The organism is Venatoribacter cucullus, from assembly GCF_016132445.1.
GTDB lineage: Bacteria > Pseudomonadota > Gammaproteobacteria > Pseudomonadales > Oceanobacteraceae > Venatoribacter > Venatoribacter cucullus.
On record NZ_CP046056.1, the window covers coordinates 311,804 to 325,709 of the forward strand.

Consider the following 13,906-nt stretch of genomic DNA (forward strand, 5'->3'; position numbering starts at 1 on the left):
TACAAATTCGTTTATGGAAGTAACCTTGATTTAATGCCCGCATTTTCGGCGAATTTGGAGCGCAGCGGAAATTTTGACCCAGTGCCTGCGATTTTCAGGTATTACCCAGATTCCAAAGGTAAATATCCAAAACACGCTCACGAAACCAGTGCTCAGAACTAATTTTTTCAATTTCGTCTTGCCTCATTTCTGGCTGTACAGAGTAGGACAACACATTTTTCAAATTGGAGCATGCACCTATAATCCGCTCCTCACAGTCTGCATACTGATAAGAAAAGGCATCATTGAAAGCCGTGAAGTCGCCCTCCTTGGTCTTTAGGGCAATACGAGCTTGCTTATCGTAAATCCGAACAGGGCTTTTAAACTTGAGCCAAAAAAACTTCGTGGTTAACGAAAGAACGTTTCTGTCTCCATAGTGCTTGGAGATTTGATCTCGCGCTTTGTTGACCACATCTGTTACGTTGCTCAAATTCACTTCACTAATATTTTTAAGCACATCAAGAACTGGCTGATATCTGGGAAAATTATTTTCTTTCTCGAAATGTGTAGGTAAGTTACGTGAGATACGAAAGTGCCCGCCGGCTTTAGCAAGCGCTAACCTTTGTGTCTCGATGTCTGGCGATGCGAGCATCTCGCAGTAGCTCTTTTCCTTTTCTAACCACTGGTTCAGAAATTGGAGAGCACAAAAATCAAACGTTCGTTGTGGCACGAAACCTCCTAAAATTTCTAACGCCAGGTAGTCGAGCAAATATTTTCTCGGCTGAGGTGTAGATTATGTATTCACATGCAATCCACTACAGAGACGTCGCAAATGGAACCACCTTTGCCGTTGTTTTCTTGCTGCCACGCCGCAAAAGCATTGTTAAAAGATTCAGGATAAACACCACCTTTTTCCAGAGGCTCTTTGATGCTGGCCTTCAATGCTTTTTCTGTAACGGCCATATGGTGAACCAAACGCTCTACCTGCCAAACTGCATTTCCATGCTTTCGGCCGATTACTTCGATGTGATATAAGCCAGTGGTTGTTGCACTCTCAAGGTTGTGAATAATTACCCATCGACTCATGTCTTGGGTGGACTCAATAGCCCAGACTCCGATCCTGTGTGCTGCTAGATCTACAGCAAAAGCACCCGATACAAATAAACCAAAAATCAAATACTTGAATCTATACATAGGTCTCCCTGATGCATAACGTTCAAAGCAGGGGCGGCGAAGCCGTCCCAGCCTGCCTTTGCTTGTTAACCGCGTCAATCGCAGGTTCCTTTAATTTCGCCGACAAATAGATTTCCACCATTGAATGATCCATATCCGGTAATAGACTTGGTGAAAAGCACTTTCCCCGCACTTGGATAAACGGCCCATGTTTCAATAGTTGTTTCTCCATCAGCTCGGACGTCTTGGCATAATAAGGTAGTTGAGCCGACTTGATCGCACTTCATGTTATTCGGCGTGATACTACTCGACTTTCCATTTAACTCTAAGATGAACTTGCCACTGCTTATTCCATCTTCAGATATCTGGTACCCCTCATGTGCCCTCGTAGCGTAGCCTTTCAAATCGCCAATAACATAGCACTCCGCTGAAGCTAGATGAGTAAATAAAACCAAAAATGTTAAAAATAAACGCATATTCCATTCCTGCGGTTAACGCCAACAGCACGCGCGACTGCGAAATGAAGGCGAAGCCGCAATGTAGCAGACGTCGCCGTGACTGTTATTGTTAGCTCACTTTCGCCAACATCTCCTCTAATACTGCCTGACGTTTCAATCGATCATCTGTGAGGTTTTCAAAGGATTGGATAATACCAATTGCCTCGTTAAACGGGTCGAGCACTGATGATCCATGTTTAGAAAAGGCATTAATTAACTTCTTTGTGTATGCTTCCATTTTTCTGGAATTAAGTTTTGGAACATCTTTTCCTGCAACGATCGCTCTAACCAAAACCAAAATATGCCACTTATATTTACGCATGTTTTGGGGTATATCTGCGCTCGCCACTAACAAATGCAATCGGTAGAGAGAAAGACATGCCGCATAGAAAACCGATTCTTTAGTATCGTCAGAGAAAATCTGATCACCTAGCTGCTCGTACATTTGCTTTGGATAACGATAGGCAAGGTCGGGTCGCTCAAAGAACATCGAGGCAACAGCTTTTGCTGCAACATTTACATTGAAAGTACGCACAGCAGGTATATCACGACCTACATATTGCCTATCTCGGCGTTCGAAATACAGCCGACCGTCTTGCCCTTCGAAAGTATTGAAATATTCTTCGACCCTTTTTACTATCGGGCGAAGTGATAAAAATTGTGTTTCATCAACTTTTGATTGGCTGTTTGTCGCCCGGACCAAGTCGGCGAAAACATCTTCATTCGAGGTCTCGACTACCTTCAGGTTCACCATCACTGAATCGTTTAGGTTCTCTCTGCACTCAAACAGCACATTCGAGGTCTGGCAGCCATTTACAATCTGAAAATTCTCTAGATGAAGGACGCTTCCTTGAACTCTTACGTCAGGACTTACAATTGTAATGCCATTGTTTAGAACAGGAAATCTAGTTGATTGGTTTATTTCATCCAGAGTTCGGGCTATTGATTCATTTACTGGATTTTCAATGCCAAGAAATGCTCTGACATTCTCCTGGAAAACATGAGCTCTAAGGTTTCCATCCTCGTTCATGAGAAGATTATCTACGAGATCTTTAGCCTTAACAACTGCAAGGTACGCCTCATCTATTCCATGAATTTTTGGAAGGGCGGCATTACTAAACATTTCGAGCTCCGAGCTTACAGTCTCATAAGTACTAACCCAAAGGTTAGTTATTTCTTCACGCCCAAAAAACTCAATGTCGATATCCCCAAAGTAGCCAAGATCATTTAATTGATCGGTGAAATCGTTTTTAGCATTTTCTAATGCTTCGGGCTTCCGATATATTCCTGTAGTGACAAATCTGGCGGTAATGTTCGGCTTGCCGCCCCTTATCTTTGGGACGTTACTTAAAATGACGTCAAAAATTTCTCGTGCATTATTTTGCACTGTATCATTCGATTCATAGTTGTCAGAGTCTGTAAACCTACGAATTGCCTCTTTAAACTTCAGGAAGTCGCCTAAATCATAACTTTCGCTAGTTTTGGCCTGGACAAAAACAACTTCAACATCGTGATTCTTTCTGCCTGAGCTAAAACAAGCTTCAGCGTCTTCTGATGAGATGACTAGTTCTTCATCTATTATGATGGCCACGCCATCGATTCCATCGTCTGTCTCACTAGAAGTGACATCGTCAAGCTCATAAGTATTGACTAGCCTGCCAGCCAATACTGAATAATTCACGAACAACTCAAACTGCTTAGATTCATCCAACTGCTCAAACCCATGACTCTTAACAAAGCTTTCAAGATGGGTCTTGGTTATTCTATGCATAGGTAAGCCCTTATCCTAGATGACTAAATGAGCTAACGCCCCAATCACCGGGCCAGCGGAGTGGAGCAATTTTTGTGGTAAAAGAGCGTAGCGACACCACAGAAATAGCGCAACGTAGCTGGCTCCACGTGCATTGGCTTGTTAGCTGTGTGACCCACCTGAGACTCGAACTCAGAGCTACTCCTTCATAAACACCCTATGCCAAGGTGCTTATGAAGGGAGTTGCTTTACCGATTAAGCGAGTGGGTCATAAAACTTATCTACTATCTCTCTAGCTCGATCTAAACTATACGAATATTCAGAATGAATATAGTTTGTTGCCACCTTTTTCAGCTTCTCATGGTTGTGGCCATATTTTTTCCACCGTTCAAAAGGTACCTTTGAGTAAATTTTACATTCTTCAGGCTCAAGTAACAGAGTAATTGTTTCAGTAAACTCCAAAAGCATTTGACACCAAAACTTTATATCATGAAATGATATGCTGCTTGGCTCATTCGGTGCCGACACCATGTTGTATTTTTTTCTAACGAAATCAATCGATTCGGATCTTGATTTATAAAACTCGTTTGCGCTAGTTTTATTCTCTTCACTCGGATGTGCAATTGAGTTACGAAGCAACCGGAAATAGTCAACGGCATCATTTTCGTACCGGAAGTGCGTCTTATTAGTTGGCTTACCAATGTAGTTCTGCTCAAGAACTACAAGGGGAGAAACTTTATCAGGCTTGATCCACTTATAGCCAAACTTTTTAAATTCGCCCTCTACTTCCTCCAAAAACACATCGAAACCACTATAAATCGAAACAACAGATAGCCTAATTTGACTATTCAAAATGCGCTTTGAAGTAATGCCATCTAGCACTATCCCTGCGTCACTTGCTTTGCTCTTCCAGTAGTCTTTTTGTTCTTTTTCTCGATCTTGTGAGTCAAGAAGAGATATGTGAACAGCTGCGGCTTCAGCAGTGAGTTCGCCGATAAACAATTTAAAGTTTCTAACACTCGGAGGTCTATACATACTTATTCAGCTAACAGTTTATTCGTAGGCATGCTCAAATACACGCCTGTGTCCTTGTTTAAGTCCCGAGTCTAACCCACTGTTACCCAAGCGAAAAGCGCCGGTAATAACATCGTTATCAGGCTGCAAACGCGCACGCACACTATCACTCTCTCAGTATCTTTACACTTTGCGCGTTATCACTCTGAGTAACTCGCTAACGCATTGATTTTAAAAGACGAATTTTCTGTATTGGTGGCAATTCGCGCATCGCCAGTTTGACGCTGGCGCGTAAACACGCATGATTTTATGCGTTCTGAATAATAGTCTGGTTTTTTATCCAGCATTTTAGGTTGGGTGCGTTTTCCGATTGTCAGGCTCAATTCATCGATTTCATCTGGCTGTTTGTATCGGCTTTGCATGCACAAAAACCCTGCTTTTTAGTCCTTTGCTTCGGCCTCCAGCTGCCGCACCATCCCCATAATCATGCGCAGGCCGGTATTCACCAGTGTGTCCACCGAGGCCGCGCAACCGCTTTGCAGCCAGTAGGTGGTGACCTGGCGCATGGCACCAATAAAGCCGGTGCCGAGCAGGGCGGCTTCTTCGTCGCTGATGTTCCAGTGTGGGTGAACGGTGCGCGCCAGCGTCATCACCATGTCGGCAAATGCGCGCATATAACCGTGGTAAAAACGGTCGCAGTCGGCGCTGACGCCTTCCAGTTCCAGCATGCATACGCGGGCGACGCGGGCGTCTTGCATGGCATTAAAAAACGCCGCCAAGCCCTGCCGGGCGATGCTTTCTATATGGCCGCCGGGGCTGGCCTGATGAAAGGCGGCCATAACACGGGCTTTGATGTCGTCCATGCAGTGGGCGTAGACGGCGCGCAGCAGTTCTTCAGTGCTGCCAAATTCGCGGTAGAAGTATCGGTCGGTTAGCTGCGCTTCACGGCACAGGCTGCGCACGGTGGTGTGGCGGAAGCCGTCGGTGCCGAATAATTGCAGGCCGGCCTGCAGAAATTGCTGGCGGCGCTGGGCATCGCGTTGTTGCTGGCTTTGGCCACCATAGGCGCGGCCCTGGCTGCGGTGGGAAGCGGTCACCGGTGTGTCCTGCATGGTTGAATATTGTCCTGAAATCACTCGCTGTATGATTTGACGACACCTGTCCTCAGAAGTAAAGTGAAGCGCAGTGTCGTCAGATGAGCTGGCCTGTTGTGCCCTTCGCTGGCCGACCCGGATAACCGCAATTCCGTATAACAACAATAAATCCGACCGGAGAACTTATGTCCCGCTATACCGTCATCATTATCGGCAGTGGCTTTGGTGGGCAGTGTGCTGCCATTAACCTGAAAAAACGCGGCATCGACGATTTTATTATTCTGGAACGCCGCGAATTTATGGGCGGCACCTGGGCACAGAATACTTACCCGGGGGCGGCGGTGGATGTGCAGTCGCCGCTGTATTCGATTGAATCCGAGCCGTATGACTGGTCGCAGATGTTTGCGGAACAGCACGAATTACGCGAATACACCGATTATGTGCTGAAAAAGCATAAGCTGGCCGAAAAAACCTTTACCCGCACCAATGTGCAGAAAATTGAATGGAATGCCGGCGAGCAATGCTGGGATATTCACACCGACAGCAAGGGCTTGCTGCAGGCGCAGTTTGTGATTAATGCCTCCGGCCCGCTGAGTACGGCGGTTATTCCGCCGTTTCCGGGGCGCGATTCCTTTACCGGCAAAGCCTTCCACACCAACGAGTGGGACCACAGTTACGATTACAAAAACAAGCGCGTGGCCATTATTGGCAGCGGTGCCAGCGCCGCGCAGATTATTCCGGCTATTGCGCCGGATGTTGCGCATCTGCATATTTTTCAGCGCACGCCGCACTGGGTATTGCCGCGCCCGGATTATGTGTTCAAACCCTGGCAGCGCAAGTTACTGCGGAATAAAACCATCTATCGGTTGCTGCGCGAAATTATTTACTGGTCGTTGGAAACCCGCGTAATCGGCTTTAAATATTCCGAAACCATGCTGGATTTATTGGCGGGTCGTGCGGCGCGTAAGCACATTAAAACCCAGATTAAAGACCCGGTATTACGTCAGAAAGTAACGCCGGAATTCACCATCGGCTGTAAGCGCATTATTTTGTCGGACACTCTGTATCCGGCTTACTGCCGCAGCAATGTCAGTCTGCACGATAAGCACGATGGCGTGGCGGAAATTACCCCAACCGGTATCAAAACCGCACAGGGTAATGAGCTGGAACTGGATCTGATTATTTATTCCACCGGCTACGATGCCACCGACGGTGCCATTTCCTACCCGGTAGTAGGCAAAGACGGCCGTACCTTGCTGGATGCCTGGGCTGATTTTCCGCGGGCCTATCTGGGCACCGCCGCGCCGGGTTTCCCTAATCTGTTTGTGGTTACCGGCCCCAATACCGGTATTGGCCATACTTCGGCCATTTTTGTGATTGAAGCACAGATGAATTACATCATGAGCGCCATTGAAGAAGTGCGGAAAAATAATAAGCAGGTGATTGAAGTGGATGCCGGCGCGGAAGAGCGCTACACGCAACACATTCACGAGGAAATGGCCAAAACGGTATGGCAAACCGGCGGCTGCAACAGCTGGTATAAAAGCAAAAGCGGTAAGGTAATTGCCATGTTCCCGGGCTTCAGTTTTACCTTCCGCCGCTGGACGAAAAATTTCCGTAAGCGTGATCACCACCTGGCATAAGGAGCCTCTGAATAACTCTGCACAGCTCTGCGCGAGTCTTTCCGGGCTACAGAGCACGGCGGCGAATGCCGAAAATGGCGAGTACTTTTCAAGTTCGCCAACACCGCTATGCGGACCGGAAAGCCGCGCCCTACGGGGATGACAGGAAAGCCCTGACTCGGTGTCGCCGGGTTTTGACAGAACCCGCTATGCCTGCAACCTGGCTTCGTGATTCAGAACTTTCCTGTAATCCAGAGCGGGCACCGAGTTGTTCAGAGGCTCCTTAACAATAAAAAAAGGAATACGTTATGAAAAAAGTGTTATTGCTCGCCGTGCCCTTGCTGCTGGCCTTATTGGCCGGCTTGTATCAGGGCGCTTATGCCTGCATCGGCCACTGGCTGTATGCCAACGCCACCGATCTGGAAGCCAGTATTTATGGTTTCAGCGAAGAGCGGGTGAATATTGGCGACATGGAGCTGGCGCTGTACCGCAACCATAATCCGGGCAAACCGGCCATTGTGATGCTGCACGGTTTCAGTGCCGACAAGGATGTATGGCCACGCTTTGCCAAGCATTTCGTTGACGATTATCAGGTAATTATTCCCGACCTCGCCGGCCACGGTGATACCGGGTTTAAACCGGGCTGGGATTATGGCATGCCGGCGCAGGCAGCGCGGGTGATGGCGTTGCTGGATGCGCTGGATATCGGTCAGGCGCATATTATCGGTAATTCCATGGGCGGGTTTTTAACCGCGGTGATTGCGCTGGATTATCCGCAGCGCACGTTGTCGGCCACCATGGTGGACCCGGCTGGTACGCGCTTTCCGCAACCGAGCGATATGTTCCGCATGCTGGAGCAGGGTATTAACCCGTTCCTTATTCACAATCAGGCGGAATTTCAGCGCTTTTATCCTATGACCATGGCGCAGCCGCCGTTCCTGCCCAATGTGGTGCTGGCTGCGGTGGGGAATAAATACATCGCCCGCCGGGATGAGTTGCAGACCATTTTTGCCGGCTTTCACAGCAGTCCGGCGCTGGACGAACGGCTGCCGGAATTAAGCGTGCCGGCCATGCTGTGGTGGGGTGATCAGGACCGTTTGCTGCACGTCAGTGCGGTGGAGGTGTGGCAGGCCGGTGTACCGCAACTGCAAACTCATATTTTTGCCGGTATCGGCCATATGCCAATGGTGGAAATTCCGGCCCGCAGTGCGCGCATTTACCGTGAATTTCTGCAGGGTTTGTGAAGCATTGCCGGCAGATTATGCAGACACAGCTACACTCGACTAACGACCGAAAGGAGATGCCTGTGTCTGTATTCATCCGGCGCTTAACCCTGCTTGCGTTACCGTTATGGCTGGCGGCCTGCTCGGAATCTTATCCGATGCAGAAGCCAGTGCACGATTTAGGCGCTGCCATTAATCATTGTCGTGAGTACACCCAATACATGCTGCCGCCGGAAGCGGTGATCAGCCTGGATGCGCTGAGCACCCGGCAGGGCCAGTATTTTTACGATGTGTTTTTCAGTGTGCGCGACCATAAAGACAGCGGCTATGTGCGCTGTCAGATCGATATGAGCGGCATGATTGTGTATTTCAAAGTGCGGGATTTCCGCCAGCGTTCACGGTCGTTTTCCGGTTCTGCTTTCTGAAGCGTTCGTTTGCCGCGCCGGGCTTACCGCTCGTGGCGCTTACAGCTCGTAGCGCTGATGACACCAAGCAATGCCGGACACCAGCGGGTAATGCTGGCACTCCGGTAAGCTGCACTGAAAATCGCGCAGACGCGCATCCACCGGTAACACCACTTCCGGGCTGCCCCGGTAGCCATGTTTGCACAGTTCTGCCGCGCGGCGCTGCCAGTGTTGCTGCAGGGTATCCAGCGTTTCTTCGCGGTTCAGCTGCAGCCGCAGGCGGCTGTTTTGCCGCACTTCAATAACAAACACGCCGGGGGCAATTTCTTCGCTGCGATAGCCGTTTTGCAGGCTGTCCTGAATGGCCGGCTGATAGGGTACCGGACTGCAGGCACTGAGCAGCGCAACCAATAACAATGACCAGGGCAGGGTACGGCGGAACGTCATGGCGGAACCGGAGCGGCTGAAAAAACAGGCTGCGATTCTGCCCAGACTGAGCCGGCGGGTAAAGTCCTGAATGGTCATTCCGTGATCAACGGAGCAAAGATTCCCCGCGTCAGCCGGGCCAGATCCGCCGGGGCCAGTTCAATTTCCAATCCGCGTCGTCCGGCGCTGACGTTTATTTGTGGCAGGGCTTCGGCGCTGCTGTCGATAACGGTGGGCAGGGCTTTTTTCTGGCCCAGCGGGCTGATGCCACCCACCACATAACCGCTGCTGCGTTCCGCGGCTTTGGGGTCGGCCATATCGGCTTTTTTCGCACCCAGCGCTTTGGCAATGGCTTTCAGGCTTAACCGGTGCGATACGGGTAATACGGCTACCGCTAACGGGCTTTTATGGCCGCTGAGGCTGACCAGCAGGGTTTTGAACACGCAGGCTGGGTCCAGCCCCAGCGCAGCGGCGGCTTCTTCACCGTAGGATTCGGCCGCCGGGTCGTGCTGGTATTCATGCACCTGAAAAACAATGCCGGCTCTCTGCGCCGTAACAATGGCGGGCGTCATGAGGCGTCCGGTTCGTATTGCGGCGGCAGGGCTGCGCCGGCTTCCAGCGGTTGTTGCAGGGCGAAACGGGGTTGTTCGCCGTTATCGGTATTCACCGTGCCGGTGAACATGGCAAAGGGGCGCACCCAGCTGGAAAAATCGCCGTACAGGGTTTTGTACAGCACCAGCCATTCTTCGGTTTCGCTGTGGCGCACCAGCCCCAGCACCTGATACAGGTTACCTTTGTAGTGCCGGTAAATACCCGGCTGAATCTGTGGTTGTGACATGCAAAAGCCTCGGTGTTACTTCAGTTCAAAACGGACCTGCACGGTCGCCCGGATACGTTGTTTCTGCACCAGCATTGGTGCCGGTGCGGCATCGGCTTTGGCCATGCTCAGCAGGCGCATTTCTGCCGCTGGCGCTGGCATGCCGCCCTGTTCTTCAATACGTTCGGTTTTCCCCAGCCGGTTGCCCAGAGCACTGGCCATGTGTTCAGCCTTCTGGCGGGCATTTTCTAATGCCAGGGCGGCGGCGCGCAGGTACAGCTGTTGCGGGTCGTTAAAGCCGGGCTGGCTGTGTTGCAGTTGCAGCAGCGGGTTCTGCAGCAAATGGTGCACCAGGTCGGTGTATTGGTTCAGGTCGCGCAATGTGATGGTTACCGGGCGGCTGACCTGCTCACCGCGCAGCACGCGGCGGTTGTTGTCCCAGTCGTAGACCGGCTGATTACTGATGCGGGAGGCATCAATATCGTCGGCGGCAATGTTCATGTGTTTCGTCAGCGCCAGCAGTTCCTGCATGGCAGCATCCACGGTTTTCTTGGCGTCGCTGGCGCTGCGTTCAACGGCGCTGATTTCCAGCTGCAGGCGCAGATAATCCGGCCATTCTTCCACTTCACCCTGGCCGCTGACGCTGATGTAGCGGTCAGCCCAGGCGGCCGGACTCAACAGCAGAATGAACAGGAACAGAGCGTAAAAAGGGCTGGCAGAGCGTGGCAATAACATAGTGACTTCCGGCGCAGTAATGAATGGATAACCGGCAACATAAACCGGACCGCTGAGTTTGTCATGTGTGGCGGGGCGGAGTTCCGTCTGTGCTGGCGTTAAACCAGCGCTGCGGGCTCAGAAGTGCTGGAAACCAGTGCGCTCTGGTAAGGGCATGGGGTTGTCATTGCGCAGCAGTGTAACGGTGTCGCTGCCGGCGGTGGTGACTTTGCCAATCCGGCTGAGCGGTGTGCCGTCCATATTCTGTAAGGTGCGGCGCAGGCTGGCCGGGGCGGTAAACAGCAGCTGGTAGTCGTCACCGCCGTTCAGGCACTGTGCCCAGCGCGGGTCATCGCTGGCCACGGCGGTGGGAATGGCATCGGCATCCAGCTCCAGCGACACCAGGCTGGCGCGGGCAATATGGGCGGCGTCCTGCAGTAAACCGTCGGAAATATCCATACAGGCGGTGGCTTTGCCGGTTAAGGCCTGGCCCAGCGGCAGTTGCACATCGGGGAAATAATAGGCGTGCGCCAGGCCACTGTAATCAGCCGACTGTTCCAGCACCTGCGGCAATGCCAATGCCGCCGTGCCAATGGTGCCGGATACCCAGACATCATCGCCGGGGCGGGCGCCGCTGCGGGTTAAGGCGGTGCCGGTGGTGACCCAACCCTGCACGCTGATGCTGATGACCAGCTGCGCACCGCGGGTAGTATCGCCACCCAACAGGTCCAGAGTCAGGGCGTCGGCCGCTTCGCGCAGGCCACGGCTGAAATCGGCCAGCCAGTCGGCGTCGGCATTGGGTAAGGTGAGCGCCAGATGAAAGCCTTGTGGCTCGGCACCCATCGCGGCCAGGTCCGAGGCCGCACAGCGCAGCGCGCGCTGAGCGATCAGATCGGCCGGTGCGTTGGCCGGAAAATGCACATCGGCGACCTGGGTGTCGATGCTTTGCACCAGATCACACAGCGGGCGCGGCATAATCACCGAGCAATCGTCACCCACGCCCAGCAGCGTATCGCGGCTGCGGGGAAAACCGTGACTGAAGTGGTCACGGATTAAGGTAAATTCGCCGGCGGGCAGGGTGCGGTTCATCATCGCTCCGGTTACGAACGCGGGCCGCGGATTTCGACCGAGCGTTCACGCTGGGCCAGTTTATCCAGCACGCCGTTGATGAACTTGTGGCCATCGGTGGCGCCGAAGGTTTTGGCCAGCTCAATGGCTTCGTTAATCACCACTTTGTACGGCACATCGATGCGGCGCATCATTTCATAGGCACCGAGACGGACGATGGCCAGTTCTACCGGGGTCATTTCATCGAGGCGACGGTCGACCAGCAGCGGGCTGACTTTTTCATCCAGCAGGGATTTATCCCGCGGCACGCCATGCAGAATGTCGTGGAAATATTCCATATCGACTTTGCTCATGTCATTGTCGGTACGGAACTCCGCTTCGATCTGCGCCAGATCGGCACCGGCTAATTGCCACTGATACAGCGCCTGCACGGCAAAATGACGCGCTTTACGGCGCGCGGCCGGGCTGGCTTTGTTGTGGCCGGAAATACGGGACATGGAAATCAGGCCTCCATCGCTTGCAGCAGGCCAACCATTTCAAAGGCTGACATGGCAGCTTCTTCACCTTTGTTGCCCGCTTTGGTGCCGGCACGCTCAATGGCTTGTTCGATGGTATCGACGGTCAGTACACCGAAAGACACCGGAATACCGAATTCCAGCGATACGGACGACAGGCCTTTTACACACTCGCCGGCCACGTATTCAAAGTGCGGCGTGCCGCCACGGATAACAGCGCCCAGGGCGATGATGGCATCGAAATTACCGGTGGTAGCGGCTTTCTGCACCACCAGCGGAATTTCAAAGGCGCCCGGAGCGCGGATGATGGTGATGTTGTCTTCTTCCACGCCGTGGCGCAGCAGCGAATCCACCGCACCTTCCAGCAGGCTTTCTACTACAAAAGCGTTCCAGCGACCGACCACAATGCCGTAACGGCCGTTGTTGGGGGTGAGGTTTCCTTCAATCGTTTTAATGTGTTTCATGGCATTAATTCCTGAAAAAATTATTCGTTAAATGGGAGGTATTCGGTAATTTCCAGATCGAAACCGGAAATGCCGCTGTACTTCATTTCGGAGCTGAGCAGGCGCATTTTTTTGATGCCCAGTTCGCGCAGAATCTGCGAACCGGTACCAATGGTTAAAAAGGCGCCGGAGCTGTCTTTATTCGGGCTGCGCTTGGGGCGGGCGCGGCCAAAGAAGGTATCCAGACTGTCGTCGATGTCTTCGGCCTGACCGGCCGATAACAACACCAGTGCGCCTTTGCCTTCGCGGGCAATGCGCTGCAGTGCCTGCGTGGAGGACCAGCTGTCAGAATTAGGCTGGCGCAGGCCCAATACATCGCGCAGGAAATTATTGGTTTGTACCCGGGTCAGGGTCGGTTCATCGCCCTCAATATTACCCAGCGTTAAGGCCAGATGAATTTCGTGCTGAATGCTGTCGCGGAAGGTGTGCAGGGTAAACTCGCCGAATTCGGTATGCACCGGTTCGCTGCTGAGTTTTTCCACGGTTTTTTCGTTGGCGATGCGGTAGTGAATTAAATCGGCAATGGTACCGATTTTAATGCCGTGTTTTTCGGCAAACACTTCCAGCTCCGGACGCCGTGCCATGGTGCCATCCGGGTTCATCACTTCGACAATGGCAGCCGCCGGAATCAGACCCGCCAGACGGGCTAAATCGCAGCCGGCTTCGGTGTGACCAGCGCGGCTTAATACACCACCCGGACGCGCGCGCAGCGGGAAAATATGGCCCGGCTGGACGATGTCTTCCGGCTTACCCATAGGGTTTACCGCCGCCAGAATGGTGGTGGCTCGGTCGGCGGCGGAAATACCGGTGGTCACGCCTTCGGCCGCTTCAATCGACACGGTAAAGGGCGTGGAAAATTTCGCCCCGTTGCCGGTGACCATGGCCGGTAAGCCGAGATAATCACAGCGCTCGCCGGTTAAGGTGAGGCAGATTAAGCCGCGCGCTTCACTGGCCATAAAGTTAATGATGGCCGGCGTGACTTTTTCGGCGGCAACGATAATGTCGCCTTCATTTTCGCGGTCTTCATCGTCCATCAGAATGACCATTTTGCCGGCGCGGATGTCGGCAATAATGTCTTCAATCTTGTTCAGAGCCATAAGATCCTGC

The 13,906-nt window shown here is 52.1% G+C and carries 18 protein-coding genes and 1 tRNA gene; 3 read left to right on the top strand and 16 right to left on the bottom strand.

The window, feature by feature from the left end; translation table 11 throughout:
- Positions 1-94 precede the first annotated feature (94 nt).
- The 8 genes from GJQ55_RS01575 to GJQ55_RS01610 all read right to left on the bottom strand — a co-directional run bounded on the left by GJQ55_RS01575 (position 95) and on the right by GJQ55_RS01610 (position 5,525).
- Positions 95-748, bottom strand: coding sequence for a hypothetical protein (locus tag GJQ55_RS01575; protein ID WP_228345755.1), 654 nt, complete (start codon positions 746-748; stop codon positions 95-97).
- Positions 749-780: 32 nt separating this feature from the next.
- Entirely contained in the window at positions 781-1,173 is a 393-nt protein-coding gene (locus GJQ55_RS01580; protein ID WP_228345756.1) for a DUF5086 family protein, read from the bottom strand.
- Between the two features lie 74 nt (positions 1,174-1,247).
- The gene (locus tag GJQ55_RS01585; RefSeq protein WP_228345757.1) at positions 1,248-1,628 is read right to left on the bottom strand and encodes a hypothetical protein; all 381 of its coding nucleotides are present in this window, start codon (positions 1,626-1,628) and stop codon (positions 1,248-1,250) included.
- A 91-nt stretch (positions 1,629-1,719) separates the two neighbouring features.
- Positions 1,720-3,420 carry an AIPR family protein gene (locus GJQ55_RS01590; protein ID WP_228345758.1) on the bottom strand — a complete coding sequence of 567 codons (1,701 nt, stop codon included), beginning with the start codon at positions 3,418-3,420 and terminating at the stop codon, positions 1,720-1,722.
- 150 nt (positions 3,421-3,570) lie between these two features.
- Positions 3,571-3,669: transfer RNA gene (locus tag GJQ55_RS01595), tRNA-OTHER, on the bottom strand.
- Entirely contained in the window at positions 3,655-4,434 is a 780-nt protein-coding gene (locus GJQ55_RS01600; RefSeq protein ID WP_228345759.1) for a hypothetical protein, read from the bottom strand. The genes GJQ55_RS01595 and GJQ55_RS01600 overlap by 15 nt, the downstream gene beginning before the upstream one ends.
- Before the next feature lie 179 nt (positions 4,435-4,613).
- On the bottom strand, positions 4,614-4,835 hold the full coding sequence (locus tag GJQ55_RS01605; protein ID WP_228345760.1) for a hypothetical protein: 222 nt from the start codon (positions 4,833-4,835) through the stop codon (positions 4,614-4,616).
- 18 nt (positions 4,836-4,853) lie between these two features.
- Entirely contained in the window at positions 4,854-5,525 is a 672-nt protein-coding gene (locus tag GJQ55_RS01610) for a TetR/AcrR family transcriptional regulator (RefSeq protein ID WP_228345761.1), read from the bottom strand.
- 167 nt (positions 5,526-5,692) lie between these two features.
- Here GJQ55_RS01610 and GJQ55_RS01615 point away from each other — a divergent pair, with 167 nt between their 5' ends.
- The 3 genes from GJQ55_RS01615 to GJQ55_RS01625 all read left to right on the top strand — a co-directional run bounded on the left by GJQ55_RS01615 (position 5,693) and on the right by GJQ55_RS01625 (position 8,777).
- Positions 5,693-7,150, top strand: a complete 1,458-nt coding sequence (locus tag GJQ55_RS01615) for a flavin-containing monooxygenase (protein ID WP_228345763.1) — start codon at positions 5,693-5,695, stop codon at positions 7,148-7,150.
- Positions 7,151-7,437: 287 nt separating this feature from the next.
- Positions 7,438-8,373 carry an alpha/beta fold hydrolase gene (locus GJQ55_RS01620; protein WP_228345765.1) on the top strand — a complete coding sequence of 312 codons (936 nt, stop codon included), beginning with the start codon at positions 7,438-7,440 and terminating at the stop codon, positions 8,371-8,373.
- Between the two features lie 62 nt (positions 8,374-8,435).
- The gene (locus GJQ55_RS01625) at positions 8,436-8,777 is read left to right on the top strand and encodes a hypothetical protein (protein ID WP_228345767.1); all 342 of its coding nucleotides are present in this window, start codon (positions 8,436-8,438) and stop codon (positions 8,775-8,777) included.
- A 39-nt stretch (positions 8,778-8,816) separates the two neighbouring features.
- Here the strand turns inward: GJQ55_RS01625 and GJQ55_RS01630 are convergent, their stop codons facing one another.
- The 8 genes from GJQ55_RS01630 to ribB form a co-directional block, all read right to left on the bottom strand.
- A complete protein-coding gene (locus GJQ55_RS01630) occupies positions 8,817-9,203 on the bottom strand; it encodes a hypothetical protein (protein WP_228345769.1) in 387 nt (128 codons plus the stop codon).
- Between the two features lie 74 nt (positions 9,204-9,277).
- Complete coding sequence (ybaK, locus tag GJQ55_RS01635; protein WP_228345771.1) at positions 9,278-9,754, bottom strand: Cys-tRNA(Pro) deacylase; 477 nt, start codon at positions 9,752-9,754, stop codon at positions 9,278-9,280.
- Positions 9,751-10,020: a DUF1653 domain-containing protein gene (locus GJQ55_RS01640; RefSeq protein ID WP_228345773.1), complete on the bottom strand. Its 270-nt coding sequence runs from the start codon at positions 10,018-10,020 to the stop codon at positions 9,751-9,753. The genes ybaK and GJQ55_RS01640 overlap by 4 nt, the downstream gene beginning before the upstream one ends.
- Before the next feature lie 15 nt (positions 10,021-10,035).
- The gene (locus tag GJQ55_RS01645) at positions 10,036-10,734 is read right to left on the bottom strand and encodes an SIMPL domain-containing protein (RefSeq protein ID WP_228345775.1); all 699 of its coding nucleotides are present in this window, start codon (positions 10,732-10,734) and stop codon (positions 10,036-10,038) included.
- Between the two features lie 117 nt (positions 10,735-10,851).
- A complete protein-coding gene (gene thiL, locus GJQ55_RS01650) occupies positions 10,852-11,802 on the bottom strand; it encodes a thiamine-phosphate kinase (RefSeq protein WP_228345776.1) in 951 nt (316 codons plus the stop codon).
- 11 nt (positions 11,803-11,813) lie between these two features.
- Positions 11,814-12,278 carry a transcription antitermination factor NusB gene (gene nusB, locus GJQ55_RS01655; RefSeq protein WP_228345777.1) on the bottom strand — a complete coding sequence of 155 codons (465 nt, stop codon included), beginning with the start codon at positions 12,276-12,278 and terminating at the stop codon, positions 11,814-11,816.
- A 5-nt stretch (positions 12,279-12,283) separates the two neighbouring features.
- Positions 12,284-12,760, bottom strand: coding sequence for a 6,7-dimethyl-8-ribityllumazine synthase (ribH, locus tag GJQ55_RS01660; RefSeq protein WP_228345778.1), 477 nt, complete (start codon positions 12,758-12,760; stop codon positions 12,284-12,286).
- 20 nt (positions 12,761-12,780) lie between these two features.
- Positions 12,781-13,896 carry a 3,4-dihydroxy-2-butanone-4-phosphate synthase gene (gene ribB / locus GJQ55_RS01665; protein WP_228345779.1) on the bottom strand — a complete coding sequence of 372 codons (1,116 nt, stop codon included), beginning with the start codon at positions 13,894-13,896 and terminating at the stop codon, positions 12,781-12,783.
- Positions 13,897-13,906 lie beyond the last annotated feature (10 nt).

Bases quoted from the DNA above. Each gene is read 5' to 3' on its own strand.
- GJQ55_RS01580 (WP_228345756.1), bottom strand. From the start codon at position 1,173: ATGTATAGATTCAAGTATTTGATTTTTGGTTTATTTGTATCGGGTGCT.
- GJQ55_RS01585 (WP_228345757.1), bottom strand. From the start codon at position 1,628: ATGCGTTTATTTTTAACATTTTTGGTTTTATTTACTCATCTAGCTTCA.
- GJQ55_RS01590 (WP_228345758.1), bottom strand. From the start codon at position 3,420: ATGCATAGAATAACCAAGACCCATCTTGAAAGCTTTGTTAAGAGTCAT.
- GJQ55_RS01600 (WP_228345759.1), bottom strand. From the start codon at position 4,434: ATGTATAGACCTCCGAGTGTTAGAAACTTTAAATTGTTTATCGGCGAA.
- GJQ55_RS01605 (WP_228345760.1), bottom strand. From the start codon at position 4,835: ATGCAAAGCCGATACAAACAGCCAGATGAAATCGATGAATTGAGCCTG.
- GJQ55_RS01610 (WP_228345761.1), bottom strand. From the start codon at position 5,525: ATGCAGGACACACCGGTGACCGCTTCCCACCGCAGCCAGGGCCGCGCC.
- GJQ55_RS01615 (WP_228345763.1), top strand. From the start codon at position 5,693: ATGTCCCGCTATACCGTCATCATTATCGGCAGTGGCTTTGGTGGGCAG.
- GJQ55_RS01620 (WP_228345765.1), top strand. From the start codon at position 7,438: ATGAAAAAAGTGTTATTGCTCGCCGTGCCCTTGCTGCTGGCCTTATTG.
- GJQ55_RS01630 (WP_228345769.1), bottom strand. From the start codon at position 9,203: ATGACGTTCCGCCGTACCCTGCCCTGGTCATTGTTATTGGTTGCGCTG.
- ybaK (WP_228345771.1), bottom strand. From the start codon at position 9,754: ATGACGCCCGCCATTGTTACGGCGCAGAGAGCCGGCATTGTTTTTCAG.
- GJQ55_RS01640 (WP_228345773.1), bottom strand. From the start codon at position 10,020: ATGTCACAACCACAGATTCAGCCGGGTATTTACCGGCACTACAAAGGT.
- GJQ55_RS01645 (WP_228345775.1), bottom strand. From the start codon at position 10,734: ATGTTATTGCCACGCTCTGCCAGCCCTTTTTACGCTCTGTTCCTGTTC.
- thiL (WP_228345776.1), bottom strand. From the start codon at position 11,802: ATGAACCGCACCCTGCCCGCCGGCGAATTTACCTTAATCCGTGACCAC.
- nusB (WP_228345777.1), bottom strand. From the start codon at position 12,278: ATGTCCCGTATTTCCGGCCACAACAAAGCCAGCCCGGCCGCGCGCCGT.
- ribH (WP_228345778.1), bottom strand. From the start codon at position 12,760: ATGAAACACATTAAAACGATTGAAGGAAACCTCACCCCCAACAACGGC.
- ribB (WP_228345779.1), bottom strand. From the start codon at position 13,896: ATGGCTCTGAACAAGATTGAAGACATTATTGCCGACATCCGCGCCGGC.